This window comes from Kribbella polygonati (assembly GCF_050320105.1).
GTDB lineage: Bacteria > Actinomycetota > Actinomycetes > Propionibacteriales > Kribbellaceae > Kribbella.
The window spans coordinates 8,246,607-8,269,384 of sequence record NZ_CP190129.1 but is presented as its reverse complement, the minus strand read 5'-3'; the positions used below and the strand labels follow the sequence as shown (position 1 = coordinate 8,269,384).

Annotated in this window: 18 protein-coding genes; 6 read left to right on the top strand and 12 right to left on the bottom strand. The window is 67.6% G+C overall.

The annotated features are described in order from the left end of the window. Positions 1–6 precede the first annotated feature (6 nt). Positions 7–603, bottom strand: coding sequence for a CGNR zinc finger domain-containing protein (locus ACQHIV_RS39870; RefSeq protein ID WP_427889595.1), 597 nt, complete (start codon positions 601–603; stop codon positions 7–9). Positions 604–666: 63 nt separating this feature from the next. Between ACQHIV_RS39870 and ACQHIV_RS39865 the strand changes: the two genes are divergently transcribed. Both ACQHIV_RS39865 and ACQHIV_RS39860 read left to right on the top strand, forming a co-directional pair. Then, positions 667–1,317: a pyridoxine/pyridoxamine 5'-phosphate oxidase gene (locus tag ACQHIV_RS39865; protein WP_427889593.1), complete on the top strand. Its 651-nt coding sequence runs from the start codon at positions 667–669 to the stop codon at positions 1,315–1,317. Then, positions 1,308–1,973: a maleylpyruvate isomerase family mycothiol-dependent enzyme gene (locus tag ACQHIV_RS39860; RefSeq protein WP_427889591.1), complete on the top strand. Its 666-nt coding sequence runs from the start codon at positions 1,308–1,310 to the stop codon at positions 1,971–1,973. The genes ACQHIV_RS39865 and ACQHIV_RS39860 overlap by 10 nt, the downstream gene beginning before the upstream one ends. Before the next feature lie 140 nt (positions 1,974–2,113). On the opposite strand, the gene ACQHIV_RS39855 is transcribed toward ACQHIV_RS39860, so the two are convergent. The 4 genes from ACQHIV_RS39855 to ACQHIV_RS39840 all read right to left on the bottom strand — a co-directional run bounded on the left by ACQHIV_RS39855 (position 2,114) and on the right by ACQHIV_RS39840 (position 8,443). Beyond that, complete coding sequence (locus tag ACQHIV_RS39855) at positions 2,114–3,574, bottom strand: hypothetical protein (protein ID WP_427889590.1); 1,461 nt, start codon at positions 3,572–3,574, stop codon at positions 2,114–2,116. Further along, on the bottom strand, positions 3,564–4,877 hold the full coding sequence (locus tag ACQHIV_RS39850) for a ParA family protein (RefSeq protein ID WP_427889589.1): 1,314 nt from the start codon (positions 4,875–4,877) through the stop codon (positions 3,564–3,566). Before ACQHIV_RS39850 ends, ACQHIV_RS39855 begins: the two co-directional genes overlap by 11 nt. Before the next feature lie 509 nt (positions 4,878–5,386). After that, positions 5,387–7,414, bottom strand: a complete 2,028-nt coding sequence (locus ACQHIV_RS39845) for a DUF4185 domain-containing protein (protein ID WP_427889587.1) — start codon at positions 7,412–7,414, stop codon at positions 5,387–5,389. 3 nt (positions 7,415–7,417) lie between these two features. Further along, positions 7,418–8,443 carry a glycoside hydrolase family 172 protein gene (locus tag ACQHIV_RS39840; protein ID WP_427889586.1) on the bottom strand — a complete coding sequence of 342 codons (1,026 nt, stop codon included), beginning with the start codon at positions 8,441–8,443 and terminating at the stop codon, positions 7,418–7,420. A gap of 235 nt (positions 8,444–8,678) precedes the next feature. Here ACQHIV_RS39840 and ACQHIV_RS39835 point away from each other — a divergent pair, with 235 nt between their 5' ends. From ACQHIV_RS39835 to ACQHIV_RS39820, 4 genes are all read left to right on the top strand, one after another. After that, a complete protein-coding gene (locus ACQHIV_RS39835) occupies positions 8,679–9,332 on the top strand; it encodes an SIS domain-containing protein (protein WP_325036846.1) in 654 nt (217 codons plus the stop codon). Then, positions 9,329–10,279: a ribokinase gene (locus tag ACQHIV_RS39830; protein ID WP_380193931.1), complete on the top strand. Its 951-nt coding sequence runs from the start codon at positions 9,329–9,331 to the stop codon at positions 10,277–10,279. Before ACQHIV_RS39835 ends, ACQHIV_RS39830 begins: the two co-directional genes overlap by 4 nt. Positions 10,280–10,441: 162 nt before the next feature. Then, on the top strand, positions 10,442–11,443 hold the full coding sequence (locus ACQHIV_RS39825; protein WP_427889584.1) for a LacI family DNA-binding transcriptional regulator: 1,002 nt from the start codon (positions 10,442–10,444) through the stop codon (positions 11,441–11,443). A gap of 1,435 nt (positions 11,444–12,878) precedes the next feature. After that, the gene (locus ACQHIV_RS39820) at positions 12,879–13,883 is read left to right on the top strand and encodes a LacI family DNA-binding transcriptional regulator (RefSeq protein ID WP_427889582.1); all 1,005 of its coding nucleotides are present in this window, start codon (positions 12,879–12,881) and stop codon (positions 13,881–13,883) included. 55 nt (positions 13,884–13,938) lie between these two features. On the opposite strand, the gene ACQHIV_RS39815 is transcribed toward ACQHIV_RS39820, so the two are convergent. The 7 genes from ACQHIV_RS39815 to ACQHIV_RS39785 are packed head-to-tail and all read right to left on the bottom strand — an operon-like array spanning position 13,939 to position 22,721. After that, the gene (locus ACQHIV_RS39815) at positions 13,939–14,544 is read right to left on the bottom strand and encodes an SGNH/GDSL hydrolase family protein (protein ID WP_427889581.1); all 606 of its coding nucleotides are present in this window, start codon (positions 14,542–14,544) and stop codon (positions 13,939–13,941) included. Further along, a complete protein-coding gene (locus tag ACQHIV_RS39810) occupies positions 14,541–15,470 on the bottom strand; it encodes a glycoside hydrolase family 130 protein (RefSeq protein WP_427889579.1) in 930 nt (309 codons plus the stop codon). Before ACQHIV_RS39810 ends, ACQHIV_RS39815 begins: the two co-directional genes overlap by 4 nt. Further along, positions 15,467–16,747, bottom strand: a complete 1,281-nt coding sequence (locus ACQHIV_RS39805) for an ABC transporter substrate-binding protein (protein WP_427889577.1) — start codon at positions 16,745–16,747, stop codon at positions 15,467–15,469. Before ACQHIV_RS39805 ends, ACQHIV_RS39810 begins: the two co-directional genes overlap by 4 nt. An 11-nt stretch (positions 16,748–16,758) precedes the next feature. Then, a complete protein-coding gene (locus tag ACQHIV_RS39800) occupies positions 16,759–17,640 on the bottom strand; it encodes a carbohydrate ABC transporter permease (protein WP_427889575.1) in 882 nt (293 codons plus the stop codon). Next, positions 17,637–18,533, bottom strand: coding sequence for a carbohydrate ABC transporter permease (locus ACQHIV_RS39795; protein WP_427889573.1), 897 nt, complete (start codon positions 18,531–18,533; stop codon positions 17,637–17,639). The genes ACQHIV_RS39800 and ACQHIV_RS39795 overlap by 4 nt, the downstream gene beginning before the upstream one ends. Beyond that, a complete protein-coding gene (locus ACQHIV_RS39790) occupies positions 18,526–21,528 on the bottom strand; it encodes an alpha-mannosidase (RefSeq protein WP_427889571.1) in 3,003 nt (1,000 codons plus the stop codon). Before ACQHIV_RS39790 ends, ACQHIV_RS39795 begins: the two co-directional genes overlap by 8 nt. After that, positions 21,528–22,721, bottom strand: a complete 1,194-nt coding sequence (locus ACQHIV_RS39785; protein WP_427889569.1) for a DUF4185 domain-containing protein — start codon at positions 22,719–22,721, stop codon at positions 21,528–21,530. Before ACQHIV_RS39785 ends, ACQHIV_RS39790 begins: the two co-directional genes overlap by 1 nt. Positions 22,722–22,778: the final 57 nt, after the last annotated feature.

Below are 22,778 nucleotides of genomic sequence, written 5' to 3'. Positions count from 1 at the left end.
CCAAGGCTATCCGGCGGCCCGCTTCCGGTAGTGGCGGTTCACCCGCTCCCGGTTCCCGCAGGCGGGTGAGCACCAGGTCTGCCGCGGATCGTCCTGCAGGAAGTACTTCACACACCGCGCCGCCGGACACGCCCGCAACCTGGTGCGATCCGGCCCGGTCAGGAACTCGATCGCCGACCGCCCGACCGCGCCCATCAGGAGGCCCACCGGGTCGTCGGTCCGGTACGCCCACCGCACGCTCGGCTTCTCGTCCCACTCCAGCCGCGTCGTCCCGAGCAACTCCGCCGCCTGGTTCACCACCTCCAGCGCGTCCTCGACCTTCATCAACCGATCCGCATCGGCCTTGCTCGGCGCCCCCGGCGCAACCGCCCGCGCGAACAACGCCCGTACCGCCCCCCGCATCCGCACCAACTCACGCCACACGCGGCCTTCGTCCAGGGTGGGGAGGATTTCTGTCCCGGTCGGGGGCAAAAACCTCCCCAGATCGGTTGGGCACTCACGCAGCCAGGCGGCCGTCTGCTCCGGTGTGGCGAGGAGGTCGGAGATGCCGCCGTGGCCGTCGTGCTTGATGGTGGCGGCCAGGGCGAAGGCCAGGGAGGTCATCGGGTGATACTAATGGGAAAACTTGTTGCTGCCATGTGAATACCTGCCCTAGGGTCTCGGAGCGTGACCGACCTTCGTACCCGGCTCCGCGCCGTACCGACCCTGACCGGGACCCCGCCGGCCTGGGACCCGTCGATCGCGCCGGACGTCCCGCACGACCTGTTCGTCGACTGGCTGCTGACCGCGATCGACCACCCAGTCGTCGAACCGTGCGCCGCGACCCTCTCGACCGTCCGCGCCGACGGCCGGCCGAACGCGCGGGTGCTGATCCTCAAGGACGTCACCGCCGACGGCTGGCAGTTCGCCTCGACGTCGACGAGCCGGAAGGGCGAGGAGCTGACCACTTCGCCGTACGCCGCTCTGACCTTCTACTGGATCCCGCTCGGCCGGCAGGTCCGCGTGTCGGGCCGGGTCGCGCCCGCGTCGCCGGAGGATTCGGCGCGCGACTTCCTGCTGCGGCCGGTCGCGGCCCGGGCGGAGGCGCTGGTCGGCAAACAGAGCGCCGTACTCGCGAATCGCTCGGACATCGACGCCGCGGTCGGACAACAGCAGCACCGGATCGCGCTCGACCCGGATCTGGTCGCGCCGAACTGGACCCTGTACACGCTGCACGCGGACGAGGTGGAGTTCTGGCAGGCCGACCCGGACCGCCGGCACGTACGCCTGCGGTACAACCTCGACGACACCTGGACGAAGGAGCTCCTGTGGCCCTGAACGACGTACACGCGATCGCCGACCGGCTGCTCGCTCTCACCGCCGGCCTCGACGACGCGACCGCCCGCGGCGACTCGGTCCTGCCCGGGTGGTCCCGCGGTCACGTGATCACGCACATCGCGTACTTCTCCGAGGCGATGACCCGCCAGGTCGAGGAAGCCCTCCAGGGCCGGCTCGTCGAGGTGTACGACGGCGGCCGCCCCGCCCGCGACGCCGCCATCGAAGCCGGCGCCAACCGCCCCGCCGCCGACCTCAAGGCCCACCTGACCCAGGCCGTCACCACCCTGCTCGCCTCCTGGGACAAGGTCAGCCCGACGGACTGGCCCCTCCCCATCCTCCACCGCAACAGCAACCTCTCCGCCGGCCTCCAAGCCACCTGGCGAGAACTCACCATCCACACCTCAGACCTCAACCTGGGCGTAACCCCCGCCACCTGGCCCGACGACTTCTGCCTCCACCTCCTCGACTTCCTCCGCCCCCGCACCCCCGACAACACCCACCTGATCCTCCAGTCCCCAGAAACCACCTGGGAGAACGGCACCGGCGAAGAGGTGAAGCTGAAAGGCACCCTCCCAGACCTCACAGCCTGGTACGCCGGCCGCCTGACATTGGGCCCGGTCAAGGGTCCAGCACTACAGCTCCTCCCCTGGCCCTGAGTTCTCCTTCCTCCCGGCGATCGGGCCGAAAGGCAGTCGCCACTCCTTGGTGGATCTCCCAGAACCGAGTGAAGCGGATCACACCTGATCGAAGACACACTTGCATTGACGGAAGCCTCGCCGGAGCGTGCCTATGCACGTCAGGATCTCACCCGTGGCACGCCACCCTTGCGACCAATATCGAAGGCGATCCGGTAGACATCAGGAAGGTCAATTTTTCCATTAACTCGGCGGCTCATTACGCCAAGCTCAATCAACTCAGTAATCAAACCCTGGTAATCGGTGTGCAGTGGACCAGTGGGGGCCGGCGCAGGCAGGTCAGCATCGCCGCCGGTGACCTGCGACATAGCTTCCAGATCAGCTTTCAGATCCTGATCGCGCCATCGAGCGACAATCTCATCTTGCTCGATAGGAACCTGCATACCACGAAGCGGCTCAACACAAGTGCCAACCCAGGGGATATCCTCACGGATCTCAACAACCCTAATCTTAGAGGCAGTCTGCACTCCTTGACGTATCCCTTCCCAATGCAATGGAACAGAGTGCGTGGAGAATCTTTGCGCAGTGATATCCGTCGCCGTGTCTAAGGCACTGAGGAAACTCCGTGGGCTCACCTGATTGATTCCGTCAGTCAGATGGTTAGGAAGCCAGGTATATGTGATACCTTTTCGATGCTCGCGTCCCATATACGGCCCGGCAATCTGAGTAAACACCTCCCGCTGCCGAGCCTGATCTCCAGTTAGATCTCGCGGCGGCGTTCGACGATGATCACTCTGCGTTATCCATCTACCGGTCTCGCGAATGAACGACTCGGATGCCGGATGGCTAGCGTTACCCAACTGGTGAAACAGTAGGCCATACAAATTCGTTGGCGACCAAGTCAGATCAGCCGCATTAGCCGTCAACTTCGAAGCATCCGGAAATGTAAGCTTAATCCCGTCGAACATGTCATGCCGAATGAATACCTTGGCACGTAGGTTCCGAGTACGCGTTCGCAAGTCAAGCGCAACTCGCAGTATTCCACTCACCAGTTTGTCAGCAGCGTCGCGTCGAGAGTGCAACCGGTCGAGAGCATCAAAGAGAAACAGTCTGGTCAGATCTCTCGAGGCAGCGTCACGGTCGGCTGCGGCCAATGCAATCTCGCTCTGCTCAGGGTTCGCCAGCAGCCATCTAACCCGATCCGCCCACGTTGCCTGCTCCACAATCCCCGGCGCTTCAAGCGCATTCAATACAACGGCAGTCCAGATGTCTTCTGCAGCTGGAAACTGAGCGAGAAGGGCACTCAGAACACGCTGACTCGGATACTGCTCTGGAAGCAGAGCGGTTCCGTATCCCGGCAACGCATCGATACGGTTAAGGCGACCAAGTTGATACTCGTCGGCAGTCAATGATCTCAACTCACGGTTCTGCAGCGCCTTGAACCAAACCGTCTTTCCGACGCCGCGGCCACCCTGCACAACAGTGACATCAGGATCCAAGGCGCGGCGATGACTGGTCGGCGTGTAGAGCGTGCGTGCATCTGGATCAATGGTATCGGCATCAACCGCAGGGGATAGGGCGGTTCGAAGCAATTCGCGGTAGACGTGCGGATCAAGCACCATCGGAACCACCTCCAATCAGATCCGCCGCAGCAGACAAGAACCTCTCATATGCTGCGGAAATCAACGGGCGCGCATACCAATCCGGACGATCAACCGGATCCAATCCGACCAGATCCGAACTGAACAGAATTGGGAGCGGCGAATGCGGGGCCGAACTGTCGCGCGGCTGGAAATTGAATGCATTCAGATCATCGGGATCGTCAGGACCGACCGCGTCATACAGCGTCTCCGCAAAACATTCCTGCGAGTGATCCTGAAATCTCTCAATATAGCGGTCCGCCTCGTTAGGCTGGACCATTGAAGCAACCATCCGCAGTCTCTGCCGAACCTGATCTAACTTCTCTAGACTTAAATTCTGCTGCCATTGACTGAAGAGCAGTCTGTATCCAGACCATGTCTGTGGGTTGTCTCCAGCGAACAGCAGAGAGAGTTCGCTTAGTTGGGTGATGGCAACCGCAGCAATGTCATGGATTCCCGCGCGGCTGTCGAGCAGAACCACGTCAGGAGTACGACTGAGCTCTGAGACTCGCTGCTCGCATGCTACGAGCGCTGCATCAATTCGCTCACCAAATCGATGCTCGCCGGTCGGTGAATCCAAATACACCCGATTGAGCTTGGACAAGTAGTCGTAACCATCTCGTGGTCGACCTGAGGCTGGTGCCACCCAGACCTCTCCGTTACCCGAGGCTGGCGCTGTCTCACTCCGTGTTACAAGATCCAATCCGGCCGCGTTGCCAACCGAAGCTTCCACCAGATGATCGATCAGCCCGTAGTCTGGAAGATCTTCCTGCCGCTGCAAGAGCGCACCAACGCCGGGAGATTCTAGATCAAGATCCGCGACGAGAACGCAGCTCCCTTGCCGAGCGAGGTGCTGAGCCAGCATGAACGTTGCCGTCGACCGCCCAACTCCGCCTTTAAAGCCATACAGAGTGACACGCCGGGTCCTGCCAGGCTCCTCTGGTCTCACCCAGTCAGAGCCGACAATTGTTCGTTCCAGGGTTGAGAGTGAGCCTTCGCCATCCGAGCCCGCTTCTTTGACGACGAGATCTGCCGCCTGAAGTATCGAATCACGATCGAAGAGGTCGTCGGAATAGATGATTGGAGTAGGTGCCGCGAATGCGCCGAGCTTGTCAAGGTAGTCCGCTGATCCTTCGAAGTCGAGCGGTCTAGATCGCGTATTCGCGACAATAAAGGAGACCCTGCCAATCAAATCCCGCAGAACGATGATGTCCGCGCCTGTACGACGCATCTGATCACCAATCGCGAGTGCACTCGACCACGCGCCGTCAAACCGAATAGTCATACAAGGGCTCCGGACAACTTAGCGTCTTGGTGTATCGTCAACACCTGGCTGGCGGCTCCCAAGTGATCTGTGAACCTACCGTCGTCGATGTGCTCCCCGTCACAATAACGCTCGCCGACGTCCCAGCGCGCGAAAGGGTTGCCCGCGCTGATCAGGGCGGCGAACCGCGCACCGCTGCGGCCATTTGCGAGCAGCGCTAACTGGTCCCACAGCCGCGGTAAGTGCCCATACTTATCCGAGCCAGTTGATGGGTGAACGGGCGGTCCTCCTCTCGGATTCGGCACACCCCCGAGATAGTCCACGAGAACCGCCTTTAGCCCACATTCGGCCGCGAAGCCAACTAGATGGTCTGCATTGGCGTATCGAGCCGCCGATGCCAGATGCTGCGCGTCCTCGAAGTGGCGCCGCGCAGCTATCCCGAAGTCAACAGTGGCAGGAGGCACCGAAACAGACTACAGGTGCCGTCTCCACCTTCCGGTCATCCTTGGCCGTTCGCCTCTCCCTCGGTCCTAGCCGACTGTGAAGTCGTCCATCTGGATCCAGGTGTCCTTGTTGGGGGCGTTGAAGCCGGCGTAGACCGTGAGCTCGTGGACGTTCGGGGGGACCGTCACCGTCACCTCGTGGTGGACGTAGCCCGTGCCGGCGCCGAACGTCGTGCTCGCCACATCAGTGGTGCCGTTACGGACGCCGAAGCGGCCCTGGTCGGTGGGGAGGTTTGCGGAGGCGTTGATCCAGGAGCCGAAGGTGTACGTCGCCCCGGGAACGACCGGTACGTTCTGGTAGAGATCGCTGAAACCCGTGCACGTACAGCGGATCCAGCCGTTGTTGGCACCCGAGTGGGCGAAGCCCAGGCCGCGGTCGACGCCGTTGGCCGCCGTACCTTCGAACAGCCACGCCGGCTTGCCGCCGCCCATCCCCTCGAACCCGCCGTCCGCGACCTGCGCCACGTACCGCACCGCCAGCTCCGACACCGTCGTGTACGACCGTGTCCCACCGGGCAGCCCGATCACCCGCACCCCGTCGGTCTCCTGCGTCGGGAACGTGATCGTGTACGTCGTGTTCGCCCCGGCCGAGGCATCACCCGGGTACGCCGGCGACACCGTCTGCGACCCGACCTCGACCCATTCCCCGTCGCGACGAACCTGCACCTGCGGCCGCCCGGTGAAGTACCCGCCCTGAGCAGACACCGCCCCCGACGTGAACTCCACGTTGTTCACCTTGTGCCGCGCCGCCCACTCGTACCCCCACCACGAAGCGCCCTTCACCTCGTCGTCGAAGTCCGACTCGCTGCCCGTCCGCGCGCCGTCGTTCATCAGCGCGAGGCTCCCCGACTGCGACGACTTCGAGATCGCCACGCCGTCAGCCGCGAGGTTGTCCGGCCCCGGCAGGTTGGCGGCCGGAGCATCGGAGGACGGTGTCAGCACCAGCTTGCGCAGGTTGAAGTTGTACACCGACGTCCCGATCCCGCCCCCGCCGCACGGACAGACGTTGGCCTGGAGGTACATGGTGCGCCCGTCCGGCTGGACGAACTTCGACGGGATCGTCACGCCGTACCCGCCGTACTTCGACGTCGACCACGGATACCCGCCGAAGTCCTTCGAGAGGAAGTGCTTCCACGGACCCCACGGTGTCGGCGACTCGTAGAACTCGAAGGTGTACTCGGTCCACGACGTGTAGACATATCGCTTCTGCGCGGCCAGGTACGTCACCCCGCCCTGACTGATCACGCTGAGGTTCGACGCGTTCGCGCCGTACGTCTGCGCGTACAGCCGCCGCGTGTCGGTCAGCACCGGCTTCCGGTCCGCGAGCTTCGGCGACCACCCGGACCCGGTGTAGAACTTCCACGCGCTCCGGTTCTGCACCTCGTCCTTGGGCACCCGCGCCAGGAACACCGACTGCGGATCCGCGACCGTGTCGTCGAACGAGTCCCGCCAGTTCCCGTCCAGCCCGTAGGCGTAGACGTAGCCGTCGGGCGCCAACGCCCCACCGCGTCCGAAGTCGGCGAACCAGATCGTCGTGAACTCGTGGTTCGAGAACATCGGCCGGGACTTGTCCCACGTCCAGGTCCGCCCGTGGTCCGTCGACTTCAGGATCGTCGCCGCCGGTACGTCGTTGAAGTCGAGCGCGAGGTCCTGCACCGCGAGGTACAGCGTGTCCCCCACGCACACCATCCCGGTCGGCTTCCGGTTGTACCCGGCGCCGCTCCAGATCTGCCCGACCTGGTCGCCCTTCGAGATCGTTGCCCCGGACAAGTTTCCCGGGGTGCCGTTGATCTCGCTGACCGCGACGTCCGCGAAAGCCCCGTCGGTGCTGAAGCCCTTGCCGTCGCCGTTCGCGGCGTACAGCTTGTCGTTGCCGGCCCAGCAGGACGGCCAGAGGTCGCCGTCGCTCTTGCTCGGCGTGCCCTTCGACTCGACCTGGACGGTGCCGATCGGTGTGGTCGCGGGCGTCGGGGAGGGGGTGGCGGAGGATTGGGTGAGCAGTGCCGTCGTTCCGAAGACCAGCGGCAGGACAGCGAGCAGAGCCCCACGCTTCATGAGCTATCCCTTCAGGGTCTGGTACCAGTACGCGACCGACGACCAGTCGTCGCTGCGCTTGTTCGCGTGCCCGTGCTCGATGGTCACGCGGATGGAGGTGAAGAACGTGATCGGATCCTCGATGTGGAAGCGGTACAGCGAGATCTCGCCGCTCCAGTTGGGCCCGCCGGGCAGCGTGATGCCGTGGTACGGCGCGGAGTACGCCTCGCTCGGGCACCACGCGGTGTTGAAGTAGTCCTCGGTCCCCGTGCCGTGCAGCGACGGCGGGAACGGCTCGCCGTCGATGAAGATCATGTCGTCGCCCTCGCCGTACCAGTTCCACTCGGGCGACTCGCGCAGGTTCCGGATGCTCACCACGCACCCGACGTAGTGCCCCTTCCCCTCGGTGTCGAGTACGACGTAGTTCCCGTCACCGGTGAGGTTGGTGCCTTCGACCTGGTACTGGCGCAGCGTCTCGGCGCCCTGCTCGACCCCGTCGGTCGGGTGCTGCCGGTTGTACGACGCGTGGAAGTACCCGAGCCCGTCCTGTACGCCGTCGTACAGCTCGTAGTCCACGTAGTAGTAGAAGAACACCGGCGCCGCCGTCAGCTCCGAGACGATCTCGACCCGGGCCCGGGAGGCGAACGGCATGTGGAACCAGCAGTTGAAGCCCTTCCCGTCCTGCGGGCTCATCTGCAGCGGCGCGGACACGAAGTTCACGGTCTTCCCGTGCCCGACACCGAAGAAGTCGCCGAGCGGCACCAGCACGCTGGGCCGGGCGGAGTCCTCCCAGGTGATCCGGAGGATCAGCTTCCGCAGGTAGTCCCCGTCCGCCTCGTCCGGCCCCCACGGGCTGTCCCGCGCGACCGTGCACCAGATGTGGTTGATCGACCCCGGCCCGTCGATGTCCGCCAGTACGGCGGTCTCGCCCGGGCGGATCGTCAACCGGTCGTCGTTGCCGCCGGTGCGGTCCCAGCTGGACGCCCGGCGGCGCTTGGAGTCCCGCAGCCGGGGCAGGTCACGCAGGCTGCTCCCGTAGTCGCCGTACATAGGTGGCCTTTCCGGTCGGCCCGGCACAGTCAGCTCGAAGGGCAATCGATTTCTCGCAATGTACGAGCGCCACCGGGGCCGGTCAAGGGTCGGCGGGGTGACGATGTGATCAACTCTGCCGATTCCCGCGTACACACAGGGTTTCGTGCTGCCCGTAGACGTTGACACCGAGTCACCCCACTGCCTAATCTGCGGAAATCGATTTCTGAGATGAGAGGCGCTGGGGATGCCAGTTGTGCCGAACCGTGCGTCCGCCCACCGCACGGCCGACGAGCTGTCCAGGGACCTGGTGGCACGGGGGCTGCAGGCGGCGCGGGACGCCATCGAGACCGAAGCAGCAGCCGTGTCGGCACTCGCCGACCGGCTGGACGGAGTGTTCCTGGAGGTGCTGACCGCCGTCGCCCGGTGCGAAGGTCACCTGGTGGTGACCGGCCTGGGCAAGTCGGGCCTGGTCGGGCGGAAGATCGCCGCGACCCTGGCCAGTACCGGTACGCCGGCCACGTTCATCCACTCCGGCGACGCGCTGCACGGCGACTCCGGTGCGGTCACGTCCCGGGACCTCGTACTGGCGCTGTCCGCGTCCGGCGAGACCGCCGAGGTGGTCGCGTTCGCCCGGATGCTACGCGAACGGCAGATCCCGGTGATCGCGATGACCGGCCGCGAGGAGTCCACGCTCGCCCAGCTGGCGACGTACACGCTGGACACCATGGTTCTGCGGGAGGCCGATCCGCTGAACCTGGCGCCGACCGCGTCCACCACCGCCTCGCTCGCGATGGGCGACGCGCTGGCGTGCGCGCTCGTCGTACTGCGGGAGTTCAGCCACCAGGACTTCGCGCAGTTCCACCCGTCCGGTGCCCTCGGCAAACGTCTGTCGGAGGAGTCCTCATGAACGACGTGTGTGTGCTCGGGTCGTTCATGAAGGACCTGGTCGCGTCCGCGGAACGGCGGCCGTTGCCCGGTGAGACGCTGCACGGCACCGGGTTCGCCGAACACCTCGGCGGGAAGGGCGTGAACCAGGCGATCGCCGCGGCCCGGATGGGCGCCCGGACCGCGATCGTCGGCACCATCGGCGAGGACCGGTACGGCGAGGAGTTCCTCGAACTGCTCCGCTCCAACGGCGTCGACACGTCCTGGGTCGTGCGGCACCCGTCGCTCGGTACCGGCGTCGGGCTGCCGCTGGTACTGCCCGACGGCGGGAACTCGATCATCATCGTGTCCCGCGCGAACGCCGCGATCACCGCCGTCGAGGTCGAGGCCGCGCGCGACATCCTGACCGGCAGCAAGGTGCTCAGCGTGCAGCTCGAACTCCCGGTCGAGGCGAGCCACGCCGCCCTCCGGCTCGCCTCGGCCGCGGGCGTCACCACGATCCTCACCCCGGCCCCGGTCGGGCCGATCGACCCGGCGCTGGCGACGTACGTCGACATCCTGGTGCCGAACGAGGTCGAGGCCGCGGCCCTCACCGGCCTGGACTGCGACGACGAGTCGCAGGTCCCGATGATCGCCCGCAAACTCGCCGAGGACTGGGACCTGCGCGGCTGCGTCGTCACGCTCGGGGCGCGCGGCGCGTACGTCCTCGACCGGGCCGGCAGCTTCGAGGAACGGATCGCGCCGTACACCGTCGACACCATCGACACCGTCGGCGCCGGCGACGCCTTCTGCGGCTCCCTCGCCGCCTCACTGGCCGCCGGAGCCCCGCTCGTCGACGCCGTCCGCCTCGCCAACGCCGCCGGCGCCCTCTCCACCACCGTCAACGGCGCCGCCGCCTCCGCCCCCACCCACGCCGCCGCCCTCACCCTGCTCCAGAGCACCACACCCACAACTCCCCGTTCTCCATGAGATCCTTAGTGCCCACGGAGCGCTCCAGCTCGGCGGTGGCGGCGTCCAGGTGCGTGCCTGGGCGTCGGCAACGCCGAGCTGGAGCGCTCCGTGGGCACTCTTGGCGGGATCGGGGTTAGAGTGCGATCCAGACGACCATCGGATCTCCAGCGGGGAGCGGGTATGACGACGATCTACGACGTCGCGCGTAGGTCGGGGGTGTCGCCGGCGACGGTGTCGCGGGTGCTCAGCGGCCGGCGCAACGTCGACCCCGAGCTGTCCGAGAAGGTCCGCGCCGCGGTCGCCGAACTCGGGTACCGCCCGAACGGCGTGGCGCGGAACCTGCGGAAATCCTCCACGAACCTGTGGGCGGTCGTCATCTCGGACATCGAGAACCCGTTCTTCACCTCGCTGGTCCGCGGGCTCGAGGACGTCGCGCAGACCGAGGGGTACCACGTCGTACTCTGCAACTCCGACGAGGACCCGGCGAAGGAGGCGGCGTACGCCTCGGCCGTGCTGACCGACCAGATGGCCGGCGTCGTGATCTCGCCGACGTCCACCGCCGAGGGCGTCCAACTGCTCGCGGACGCGAAGATCCCGCTGGTGATGATCGACCGGCGGGTCGAGGGCGTCGAGGCGGACACGGTCCTGGTCGACAACGAACACGGGGCGTTCGAGGGCGTCAAACACCTGATCGACGGCGGGTACCGGCGGATCGCCTGCATCACCGGCCCGCGGAAGGTGTCGACAGCAATGGACCGGCTCGCCGGGTACCGGTCGGCGCTGCGCGCGGGCGGGATCCGGTACGACAAGGACCTGGTGCGGCACGCGGACTTCCGCGAGGCCGGTGGGTATGCCGCGATGGAAAGCCTGCTGGAGCTGGAGAATCCGCCCGAGGCACTGTTCGCCACCAACAACCTGATGACCGTCGGCGCCCTGGAATGCCTGGCCCGCAAGGGACTGCGCGCACCCGACGACATCGCCATCGTCGGCTTCGACGACATCCCGTGGGCGGACCTGGTCATCCCGAGCCTCACAACCGTCGCCCAGCCCACGTACGAACTCGGCCGCACCGCCGGCATGCTCCTCAAAGACCGCACCACCGCCCCCGGCCGCCCACCCTCCACCGTCACCCTCCGCACCGAACTCCACATCCGAGCGACCTCCGCCGCGAAAAAGCAGTAACTCTTCAAAGGACACCGCTTCGCGGCGGCAGTCCTTTGGTCGCCTCCGGCGACGTGCGCGGAAAGGTCCTACCGGGCGGACGCCCCGGCGCCAAGCGAGCCACCCGCTCGAACCCCGCCCCGCCGCACCAACCGCCCATAGACCCAGAACGGACGCCACTCCGCGGCGACTCACCCATTGGCCGCCTCCGGCGGCAGGCGGGAAGGCGCCACCGGACGCAGGCACCCGCGTCGGGTGAACGCCTTCGCGGGCAACCCCGCCCGCAGCAACCACCCCGGACAGGCAGAGCGGACACCGCTACGCGGCGGCTCATCTTTGGCCGCCTTCGGCGACGTGCGCGGGACGTACTCCCCGGCGAAGGCCCCGCCGCCAAGCGGAGCGCCGCTTGAAGCCGGAGCCGACACCACCCGGCCGCACCAATCGCCCGGGAACCCAGGGCGGACCCGCTCCGCGGCGACGCACCTGCTGACCGCCTTCGGCGACGTGCGCGGGAAGGTACTACCGGGCGGAGGCGCCGGCGCCAAGCGGGGCGCCGCTTCAAGCCCGAGCCGACACCACCCAGCCGCACCAACCGCCCTGAACCCCCGAGCCGATACCGTCCCGCCGCAGCAACCGTCCGCGAGACCAGAGCGGACGTCGCTCGCAACTGTTGGCCGGCTTCGGTGGCGTGTGGGAATGCACCACCGGCCGAGGTGGTCGCGCCGAGCACGCGCCTCTCCACGAACATGAATAGGAGTGGTGGCGCCGCCCGCCGAGTCGTGGGAGGTGGTTGTGATTTGGCAGCCGTACCTCACGACTCGGCAGGTGGTGCGGGAGCCGATCGGCACGACTCGGCGGGGAACGGGCCAGGAGTCGGCGGGGTGGGTGCCCGGCGCAGGTGGCCGCCGCCGGTGGCCGCCGCTGGAGTGGGTGCCCGCCGCTGGTGGCCGGAGTGCGTGCCCGCGTGGGTGCCCGCCGCGGGTGGCCGGGCTGGGTGCCCGGGGTGGGTGGCCGGAGTGGGTGCACGCGTGGGTGCCCGCCGCGGGTGGGTGGCCGGGATGGGTGGCCGGGATGGGTGGCCGGGATGGGCCGCCGGGATGGGTCGCCGGCGCGGGTGGCCGGCGCGGGTGGCCGGCGCGGGTGGCCGGCGCGGGTGGCCGGCGCGGGTGGCCGGCGCGGGTGGCCGGCGCGGGTGGCCGGCGCGGGTGGCTGGGTGGGCGGGGCAGGACGATGGTTGGGCGGCTGAGGTGACGGGGTGGCGGTGGGGGAGGACCGGTGTTGGAGGTGGTGGGGAGGGCGGCGTTTGTCTGGAAGGCGGGTGCCGTTGCCGTGCTGGAGGACGGATCCGCCAGGTGGCTCGTCGCCTGTACGAAATACCTGGGTGGGGTCAGCTGGCGTCGTACTCTGCTGGGATGGAGGGAGCCTCGATGTCAACGTTGACATTACAATGCACGGTATGAGTGAAACTCCGCGGCGGCCGCGGCTCGAGGATGTGGCGGCGACTACCGGTGTCAGTATCAAGACGGTGTCGCGGGCGCTGCGTGGGGATCCGAAGGTGCGGGAGTCGACGCGGCAGCGGATCGTGGCGGAGGCGGATCGGCTCGGGGTGCAGCTGAACGACGTGGCGGCGGGGTTGCGGCGGAAGAACCAGGCGATGACGTCGATCGGGGTGACGCTCGGCGACTGTACGAACCCGTTCTTCGCGCCGATGCTGCGGGGGATCCACTCGGTCGCCTCGGAGCGTGGGTACCTGGTGCTGACCGCCGACGCGCAGAACGACCCGGAGCTGGAGCACCGGGCGATCCGGTCGTTCTTCGCGCACCGGGTGGCGGGGCTGATCATCGCGCCGGTCGGGAACGACCTCGGGTACCTGGCGAACGAGGCGCGCTTCGGGTCGGCGATCGTGTTCGTCGACTCCCCTCCCCCTGGGCTCGGTGAGTCGATGGACTCGGTCACCACCACGAACGCGGCCAGTACGCGCGCCGGCGTCGAGCACCTGCTCGCGAAGGGCCGGCGGCGGATCGCGTACCTCGGGCATCCGCGCAGCGGCAGCGGCGCCGAGGAACGCTGGGCCGGGTACGTCGCCGCGCTCGGCGCCGCGGGCATCGCCGTCGACCCGGCCCTGGTCCGGGACAACCTGGTGAGCGAGGAGGACGCCCGCCGCGCCGCCGAGGATCTGCTCCCGTCGGCCGCGCCGGACGCCGTGTTCGTCGACAACAACCGGCTCTGCACCGGGCTGCTGCAGTCGCAGGCGTTCGCGAGCCGCCGGATCGACACGGTCTGCTTCGACCGCTTCGAGCTGGCCGCGGCGTTCGGTGTCTCGGTGATCGACAGCGACCCGTACGACGTCGGCCACGCCGGCGCCCAGCTCCTGTTCGACCGCCTCGCCGACCCGACCCGTGCACCGCAGCGCCTGGAGGTGCCGGCCCGCCTGGTCGTCAACGACAGCCCGACGTATTAGAAGGGGACTGACGATAGGCAATTACCTATCGTCAGTCCCCATCGACCGGCCCAGGTCAGCTGAGCTGGCGGAGCCAGGCGTCTGCCAACGCCGCATGTCCCGCGGGCGTCGGATGGACGCCGTCGAACAGCCAGTGCTCCGGGTTCTTGTTGCCTGCGGCAAGCGATGCGAACAGCCCGTCCGCCGCTACCAGCCGCGCCCCGAACTCGCGGGCCAGCTCGCGTACCACCTGAATCTTCGCGTCCAGGTCGGGCCGCCATGCCCACTGCTCCTCCTTCACCGGCAGCAGGAACGGCTCGATCAGCACGAGCTGTACGTCGGCCAACGGCTCCAGCAACCGCCGGTACCCGGCGCGGAACGTCTCCGCCGGCACCTCGTCGTGCCCGAACGAGAACCGGTACCCGGTGTCGTTGATCCCGATCAGGATCGACACCACGTCCGGCCGCGCATCCAGTACGTCGTCCCTCCACCGCCCGCCCAGCCCGGCGAGGGTGTCCCCGGAGATCCCGGTGTTCATCCACACCGGCGACTCGTCCGGCCGCCGCAACCCCCACTGCCCGGCGACGAGCAGCGGGTACCCGTATCCGAGCGGATTGTCGGTCTCCCGGCGATGGCAGTCGGTGATCGAGTCCCCGGTGAACATCACCCGCGGCCTCGTCATGACGGCGTGTACGTCGCGACACCGATCGTGGTGTCGCTCTGCCCGTAGTACGCGAACCAGGTCCCGCGATGGAACACCAGCCCCTCGACGAACGTCACGTTGCTCACCAGCCCGTTCTGATCCTCGTAGGTACTCGGCTCCAGCCAAGGCTCGGTCAGCTTCGCGACCACAGTGTCCGGTCGTGCCGGATCGATCAGCACCTGCCCGCAGGCGTAGTACACCCCGCCGCCAGGCTGGACCACCGCGCTGTTGTGCATCAGCAGCACGTGCCCGGTCCGGGTCCGGATCGGCTGTGGCCCGGTCTCGACGAGGTCGCCCATGAACGTCCCCGGTTCAGGACGCAGTACCGGCGTCGGCTCGGCCTTCCAGTGCAGCAGGTCGTCCGACACGGCGAGGTGGATGTTCCCCTCGCCGAACCACATCAGGTACCGCCCGTCGATCGGCTCGGGCAGGATCACCCCGCCCTTGCTCCACTCCGGCCCGGGCGTCTCGCGCACCCCGGCGAACGTGTTGACGCCGGGGAACATCGGCCCGTGCTTCTCCCACGTCCGCAGGTCGGTCGACGTCGCCAGACACAACCGCGCGGTGTGCCGGTCCCATCCGGTATAGGTCAGGTAGTAGGTCTCACCAACGAAAACGACGCGCGGATCCTCGCACCCGTAGCGCTCGTAGTCCTCGGTCGGCACCATGATCGGATCCGGCTCGGTCTCGAACGCGATCCCGTCGTCGGACCACGCCAGCCCGAGATGCGAGACAATGTCGTCCGCGTGCGCCCGGTACACGAGCGCCACCCGCCCGTCCACCACGAGCGCCGCCGGGTTGTACACGTTCGCCGACTCCCACTCGTGCCGCCCCGGCCTCAACACAGGGTTCTCCGGCCGGGGCACGAACGGGCCGAACGGGTAGTCGACCGCCGGCGTACTCACTTGGCCGCCAGCTTGTTGATTCCGGCAACCATCCCGTCGATCCCAGCGCTCAGTTCCTTCTTCCCCGACAGCGCCGGGTTCCAGGTGGTCCCGACGACGTCACCGGCCGGCGTCGACCACGGGTCGAGGAACTGCGTGACGAACTTGTCCTTCACCCCGAGCTCGTACGTCGCGGTCGCGGCGATGCTCTTCGCCGCCGCATCACCGCCCTGCAGCGACTCGTAGTACCCCTTCGACCCGGGCTCGTACGCGATCGGCGCGATCGGCTGGTCCTTCATCGTCTCGTTGAACCCGGTGACCTCCATGTAGCTGATCACCTTCCAGGTGCTGTCCGGGTCCTTCAGGGTCGCCGGTGAGCACACGCCGTTGGTCTCGATCGGCTGTACGGACTTCGCCGTACCGGCCGGCCAGGGCGCGTAGCCCCAGTCGAACTTCGGCTTGTTCTGGGTGATCGACTGGTGCAGCCACTGCCCGCCGAACATCAGCGGGATGCCGCCATTCGCGAACTTCGCGACCGCGTTGCTGCCGTCGTAGTCCGGGTTCGTCATCTCGCCGGCCTTGATCGCCTTCGCCATCCGCTCCGCCCCGGTCCGGAACGTCGCGTCGGCCTGCACCTGCTTGGACCCGATCGGCTTCTCGACGATCGGCGCGCCGCCGTTCGCGACGGAGTACGCCGACACGCCCTGCGGGCTCTCCAGCAGCGCCCACGCGTTCACCAGTGGCGTGGTCTTGGCGTCGGTCTTCTTCAGCGCGGCGATGTCGGCGTACAGCTCGTCCCAGGTCCAGCCGATCGCCGGGGTCTTCAGCTTGGCCTTGTCGAAGTCGGCCTTGTTGTAGAAGAACCCGTACGTGTTCGCGAGCGTCGGGATCCCGAACAGCTTGCCGTCGGGGTTGCGCCACAGGTCGAGCGAGCCGGGCGAGAACTTGTCCTCCTGCAGCCCGTCGCCCTTCTTCAGGTACGACGACCAGTCGTACAGCAGGCCCTCCGCGGCCAGGTTCTGCTCCTGCGAGTTCGAGCACCAGAAGAAGTCCGGCGCCTTCTTGGACATGATCAGCGAGGCGAGCTTCTGCGCGTAGTCGGCGTTCGGCGACTCCTCGCGCTTGACTGTGACGCCCTGCAGCTTGGCCATGCTCTTGTCGAGGGCCTGGTTGGTGGGGACGGACTCCCAGGTCATGTAGCTGACCGTCCCGCCTGGAGCGGATCCGGAGCCGCCGCCACAACCCGCGAGGGCGAGACCGGCGACGACCAGCACTGCTGTCGCCCGGATTCGGGGCATGATCGATCTCCTCATTTCGCGATGGTTCCGAGGGCGCCGAGGCCCTCCATGAAGTAGCGCTGGGCGAGGAAGAACAGCACCAGCGGCGGTACGACGAACAGCAGGTTCGTCGCCATGTAGTAGTTGTACTGAGAGCCGGCCTGGTCGGAGAGGAACGCGGCCATCCCGAGCGGCAGCGTGAACTTCTTCGCGTCCTGCAGGTAGACCAGCGGGCTCAGGTAGTCGTTCCAGGCCAGCTGGAACGACATGATCGCGACCGTGATCCAGACCGGCTTGGTGAGCGGGATCATGATCCGGGTGAAGATCATCCAGTGCCCGGCGCCGTCGATGGTGGCCGACTCGTCCAGGTACTTCGGGATCGACTGGTAGTACTGCCGCGCCAGGAACACGAAGATCGGGCTGCCGAAGAAGGCCGGCAGGATCAGCGGCGCCCAGGTGTCGATCAGGCCGAGGCTGATGTACAGGTGCTGCAGCGGGATCAGTCCGACGATGCCCGGTACGAAGATGCTGCCGGAGATCAGCGCGAACCAGAACCGGCGGCCCGGGAAGTCGATCCGGGAGATGCCGTACCCGACGATCATCGAGCTGACGACCGCGCCGATCGTGGACAGCACCGTGACGATCACGGTGTTCAGCAGCAGCCGGTAGAACCCGATCTGGGCCGGCCCGTCGACGAAGTTCGCGGCCCGGAACTCGCGCGGCAGGAACGCCGGCGGCAGCTGGTTGATGTCGCCGTTGCCCTTCAGCGCGATGCTGATCATCCACACCAGCGGCAGCAGCATCGACACCGCGAGCAGCCCGCACAACGCGTACCAGGCGACCCGCGAGAGCATGAACGGCACCCGCTGGGTGAGGGTCGCCGGGCGGGTCAGGACTAGGGCTTCAGCCGTCATGCGCCTTCTCCTTGGTACACGCGGCTGCGGGTGAGGCGCAGCATCACGACGGTCACCAGCATCACGATCACGAACAGCACCCACACCTCGGCGGTCGCGTACCCGAGCTGCGGCGAGGTGATGAAGTCGGCGAACCCGTCGTTGTAGATCTTGTACATCAACAGGTTGGTCGAGTGCCCGGGTCCGCCCTTGGTCAGGATCGCGACCTGGTTGAAGGTCTGGAACGCGCCGTTCAGCGCCAGCATCAGCTGGAGCATCATGATCGGCCCGATCATCGGCAGCGTGATCCGGGTGAACCGCCGGAACGCGTTCGCGCCGTCGACCTTGGCCGCCTCCTGGATCTCCTCCGGCACCGCCTGCAGGCCGGCCAGGAAGATCATCATCGTGCCGCCGACGCTCCACACGCCGACGATCAGGATCGCCGCCAGCGCCACGTGCGCGTCGCCCAGCCACAGGCTGGTCGGCAGGTGCAGGAACTTCAGCACCTGGTTGGCCAGCCCGTACGTCGGGTCGTAGATGTACTTCCACAACGTCAGTACGGCGACCGCGGGCAGCACGACCGGCAGGTAGAAGATCGTCCGGAACACCTTGACGCCCTTGATCGTGCGGTTCACCACGACCGCCAGCGCCAGCCCGGCGGCCAGCGTGGCCGGGACCGAGATGACCACCCACAGCACGGTCACCTTCAACGACGGCCAGAACGTCGGGTCGCTGGTGAACAGGAACTTGTAGTTCTCCAGGCCGACCCACTTCGCCGGCGTCAGGCCGTTCCATTGGGTGAACGAGTGGTAGAGCGACGTCACCATCGGGTACGCCACGAACAGCAACAGCCCGATGATCGCCGGCGAGATGAACAGGTACCCGAGAATCGTGTCCCTGCGTCGTTTACTCATCAGCTGCCACCCGGATGCGCACGGTCAGGATCTGGAACGGCCGCAGCTCGAACCGCGGCTCGTCGACCGTCTCGAGCCGGCGTTCGAGCAGATCCACGATGTCGGCGCCCACGGCAACGAAGTCCCAGCTCAGCCGGGCCGTCGTGCGCGCGCCGAGGGACTCGTACAGCCGGACGATCACGTCGCCCGAACGGTCCTCGGCGAGCTTGACGGTCTCGATCACGACGCCGTCACCTTCGACCGCGACGAGCGGCGCCGGTGCCGACGTACCGCGGATCTCGCGGACGGGGAGGTTCAGCCGCAGGCCGGCCTCGACCGCGTCGTCGATGCCGGCGCCGGACACCAGCGTGTAGCGCGCGTGGTGCCGGCCCTGGTCGGTCTCCGGGTCCGGGTACCGCGGCGCCCGCAGCAGCGACAGCCCGATCGCGGTGCCCGCCCGGCCCGCGAGCGGATCGCCCGCCGCGCCGGTCAGCCGCCGGACGTCGTGCCCGTACGTCGAGTCGTTGGCGACCGCGACGCCGAAGCCCGCCTCGCCGACGTGCACCCAGCGATGCGCGCACACCTCGAACTTCGCCTCGTCCCAGGTGGTGTTGTCGTGCGTCGGCCGGCGCAGATGCCCGAACTGGATCTCCGCGGTCGCCTGCTCGGCGCGGACGTCCACGCCGAACATTGCCTTCAGCAGCTTCTCCCGTTCGTGCCAGTCGACGTCGATCGCGAACTCCACCCGGTCCGCGCCGGCCGGGACCGTGATCGTCTGCTCGTACGTCGACGCGCCGTGCACCCGGCGTACCTCGACCACCACCGCGTCGGGGCGTTCCGTCATCCGCAACGAGTCGACCGTCCGCAGCGGCGCGGCGGACGTCCGGTAGAACGAGTCCAGGTCCCACGCGTCGAACGCGTTCGGCAGGTCCTGGTGCAGGACCAGGTCGTTCAACCGGGCGCCCTCGGCCACCAGTTCGCGGTCGTACCGGGTGTCGACGAGCGAGGTGATCGTCCCGTCCGCACCGATTGTGACCCGCAGTACGCCGTTGTCGACGATCCACTGCGCACCGTCGAACCGCGCCGTCACGCTCGATCCGATCGGCTGCGGCGCGTCCGACGCACCGAGCGCGGGAATGCCGTCGATCGCCAGCGGGACCGCGTTGAAGCGGATCGGGGTGTCGCCCGCACCGGCCACCGTGGTCAGCGCGGACGCGATCAGCTCCTCCAGTTCCGCCCGGACCTTCGCGTACGCCTCCCGCGCCTCCCGGTGCACCCACGCGATCGACGACCCCGGCAGTACGTCGTGGAACTGGTGCAGCAGCACGGTCTTCCAGATCCGGTCCAGCGCGTCGTACGGGTACGGCGTACCGGTCCGGATCGTCGCCGTCGTACACCACAGCTCGGCCTCACGCAGCAGGTGTTCGCTGCGCCGGTTGCCGCGCTTCATCGCCGCCTGCGACGTGTACGTGCCGCGGTGGGCCTCCATGTAGAGCTCGCCGACCCACACCGGCGCGTCCGGGTACTCCGCCTCGGCGCGCTCGAAGAACGCCGTCGGCGTCAGGTGCTCGATCGGCGGCGCACCTTCGAGATCGGCCTGCCGGCGGGCGCGCTCCATCATCACCGCGGTCGGCCCGCCACCACCGTCGCCGTGCCCGAACGGGACCAGGGACGTGGTCGCACCCGCATGATCGCGGAAGTTCTTCGTCGCGTGGTTCAGCTCCGCCGGGGTCAGCTCGGACAGGTACGTGTCGACCGGCGGCAGGTGCGCGAACAGCCGGCTGCCGTCGATCCCCTCCCACCAGAACGTGTGGTGCGGGAACGGGTTCGTCGGATGCCACGCGAGCTTCTGGGTCAGGAACCACCGGAACCCGGCCAGTACGGCGATCTGCGGCAGCGCGGCGGAGTACCCGAACGAGTCCGGCAGCCACACCTCCCGCGGCTCGACCCCGAACCGCTCGGCGAAGTACCGCTTGCCGTGCACGAACTGCCGGACGAGCGCCTCGCCGCCCGGCATGTTCGTGTCCGACTCGACCCACATCCCGCCGACCGGTACGAACCTCCCGGCCGCGACCGCGTCGCTGATCCGGGCGAACAGCTTCGGCTGGTGCTCCTCGATCCAGGCGTACTGCTGCGCCTGCGAACAGGCGAACCGCAGCTCCGGGTAGTCGTCCATCAGCGCCAGCACGTTCGCGAACGTCCGCGTGCACTTGCGCACGGTCTCCCGCATCGGCCACAACCAGGCCGAGTCGATGTGCGCGTGCCCGACCGCCGCGACCCGGTGCGTACTCGCGGTCGCCGGCTGCCCGAGCACCGGCGCGAGCTCGGCCCGCGCGGCGTCGACGCAGTCGTGGATCCGGTCCGGGTCGATCACGTCGCAGGCCCGGTCGAGCGCCCGGAGGATCTTCGACCGGCGCGGGTCTTCGGCGGCCAGCTCAACCGCCCACCCGATCAGTACGTCGAGGTCGACCACGAGCGCGTCGACCTCGACGTCCAGCGCTACCAGCTCCGCCCGGCGGAACCGGTACTGCGGTTCGCCGTCGACGTCGAGCCCGTCGCCGAGACCGGTCGGCCGGAATGCCTTCGCCGCGATGTCCGGGTTCGCGGCGGCCTCGACGTACAGGTCGACCGTGGTCGCGCCCGGGTCGAGCCGGACGTACCGGCTGCGCGGGTGGACGCCCTTGATGATGCTGCCGTCCGCGCGGTACACGAGGCCCTCGCACTGGAAGCCCGGGCCGCCGTCGAAGCCGAGGTCGATCACGACCGCGGCGTCCCAGCCGGCCGGGACGTCGCCCCGCAGGTGGAACCACGCGGTCGTCCATGCCGGGCCCCACGCGGACCCGGCGGTGAACGGTTCGAACGGTCCGGCGGTCGCCTGCTCGAACGGTTCGGGTTCGCCGGGCAGGCGCCGTACCGAGAGGTCCAGCGCCGCCGTCCGGCGCTCGACGGCGGGCCGCACCCGCTCGTCGAGCATCCGGCGGGCCCGGTCGATCGTGCGTTGTGGATGCTGATGCATCACGACCCCTTCGCGAAGCGGACCTTGACGAGCATCTGGGCGCCGGTCGACGAGGTGTAGTACGTGTAGTACTTCGTCAGGCCGTCCGCGCTGGTGTACTCCGGGTGCGCGAACGCGGCGTACTCGATGCCGCTGGTCTTCGCGGCGGTGAACAGCTTGGTCGGCGTACTCCACGGGCCCCACGGGTTCGGGGCCGTCTGGTACTGGACGTCCTGGGACTGGAACTGCATGAACGTGTTGACGTAGGCGCCGAACGCGCTGTCCCAGTAGACGGTCGAGCCGGCCGCGCCGTTCGCCTTCACCTGCACGGTCTTGCTCGGGTCCGTCGACCACTGCGGATTACCGTTGCCGTCGGCACCTGTGTAGAAGCGCCACTGCGAGATGTCGGTGACCTGCGCGACCGGGACCTTCGCGACCGCGCAGCCGTCGAGGGTGCACTTGCCGTACCCGTAGAGCGTGCTGCCGACCAGCACCATCGCCTGACCACCCCAGTCCTGGCCGGGCGGGAAGAACAACGTGTTGTCGGTGCCCTCCGGGCTCGGGATGTCCGCCGGGCGGTTGGTCGCGGTGAGCCGGGTTATGGTCCTGCTGTTCATGTCGACCGAGACGAGGCCGGTGCCTTGCGCCTGGCCGACGAAGCCCGACTCACACGGCGTACCGACGCGTCCGCCGCGGCAGAGCTTGCCGTACGACACCAGGATCCGGTGCCGCGCCTGGTCGACGACGGCCGGGCCGGGCCAGTGCGCGAACACGGTGCCGCAGTACTCGTCGGTCGAGTTCGTGCAGTCCGCGGCCGCGTGCTGCTGCTGGAACGCGGTCTCGGCGGCGGAGAACGGCACGAACTCGGGCGGTACGCCGGTGGAGTGCTCGTCGAGCGGGTTCGCCGAGGTCAGCGTGATGTTGTCGCTCGCGTCCAGGTCGCTCGTGGTCGCGGCGGTACTGGTCAGGAAGCCGTCCGGGTTCTTCAGGATCGTGTCGTCGAAGAACCACACCGACTGGTTGCCGTACCGGACACTCTGACCGTTGTCGCGGGCGGCGTTGTGCGGGTTCTGGGTGATCGGACCGAGCTCGGTCGCACTCTCGACCACCAGGTTCGAAGCGCGATGCCCGGCCGGGGAGGCCTCGGCCGGGGAGGAGAGGGCGGTGGCGGCGAGCAGCACCGCCAGGACGAGGGGGATGCGGGATTGACGCACGGTTGGTACTCCCTCACTGAGTGACAGCAACAAGTGCGAAGCGATTTGATGATGTCA

Coding starts and splice junctions, on each gene's coding strand:
- ACQHIV_RS39870 (WP_427889595.1), bottom strand. CDS start 603: ATGACCTCCCTGGCCTTCGCCCTGGCCGCCACCATCAAGCACGACGGC.
- ACQHIV_RS39855 (WP_427889590.1), bottom strand. CDS start 3,574: ATGGTGCTTGATCCGCACGTCTACCGCGAATTGCTTCGAACCGCCCTA.
- ACQHIV_RS39850 (WP_427889589.1), bottom strand. CDS start 4,877: ATGACTATTCGGTTTGACGGCGCGTGGTCGAGTGCACTCGCGATTGGT.
- ACQHIV_RS39845 (WP_427889587.1), bottom strand. CDS start 7,414: ATGAAGCGTGGGGCTCTGCTCGCTGTCCTGCCGCTGGTCTTCGGAACG.
- ACQHIV_RS39840 (WP_427889586.1), bottom strand. CDS start 8,443: ATGTACGGCGACTACGGGAGCAGCCTGCGTGACCTGCCCCGGCTGCGG.
- ACQHIV_RS39830 (WP_380193931.1), top strand. CDS start 9,329: ATGAACGACGTGTGTGTGCTCGGGTCGTTCATGAAGGACCTGGTCGCG.
- ACQHIV_RS39825 (WP_427889584.1), top strand. CDS start 10,442: ATGACGACGATCTACGACGTCGCGCGTAGGTCGGGGGTGTCGCCGGCG.
- ACQHIV_RS39820 (WP_427889582.1), top strand. CDS start 12,879: ATGAGTGAAACTCCGCGGCGGCCGCGGCTCGAGGATGTGGCGGCGACT.
- ACQHIV_RS39815 (WP_427889581.1), bottom strand. CDS start 14,544: ATGACGAGGCCGCGGGTGATGTTCACCGGGGACTCGATCACCGACTGC.
- ACQHIV_RS39805 (WP_427889577.1), bottom strand. CDS start 16,747: ATGCCCCGAATCCGGGCGACAGCAGTGCTGGTCGTCGCCGGTCTCGCC.
- ACQHIV_RS39800 (WP_427889575.1), bottom strand. CDS start 17,640: ATGACGGCTGAAGCCCTAGTCCTGACCCGCCCGGCGACCCTCACCCAG.
- ACQHIV_RS39795 (WP_427889573.1), bottom strand. CDS start 18,533: ATGAGTAAACGACGCAGGGACACGATTCTCGGGTACCTGTTCATCTCG.
- ACQHIV_RS39790 (WP_427889571.1), bottom strand. CDS start 21,528: ATGCATCAGCATCCACAACGCACGATCGACCGGGCCCGCCGGATGCTC.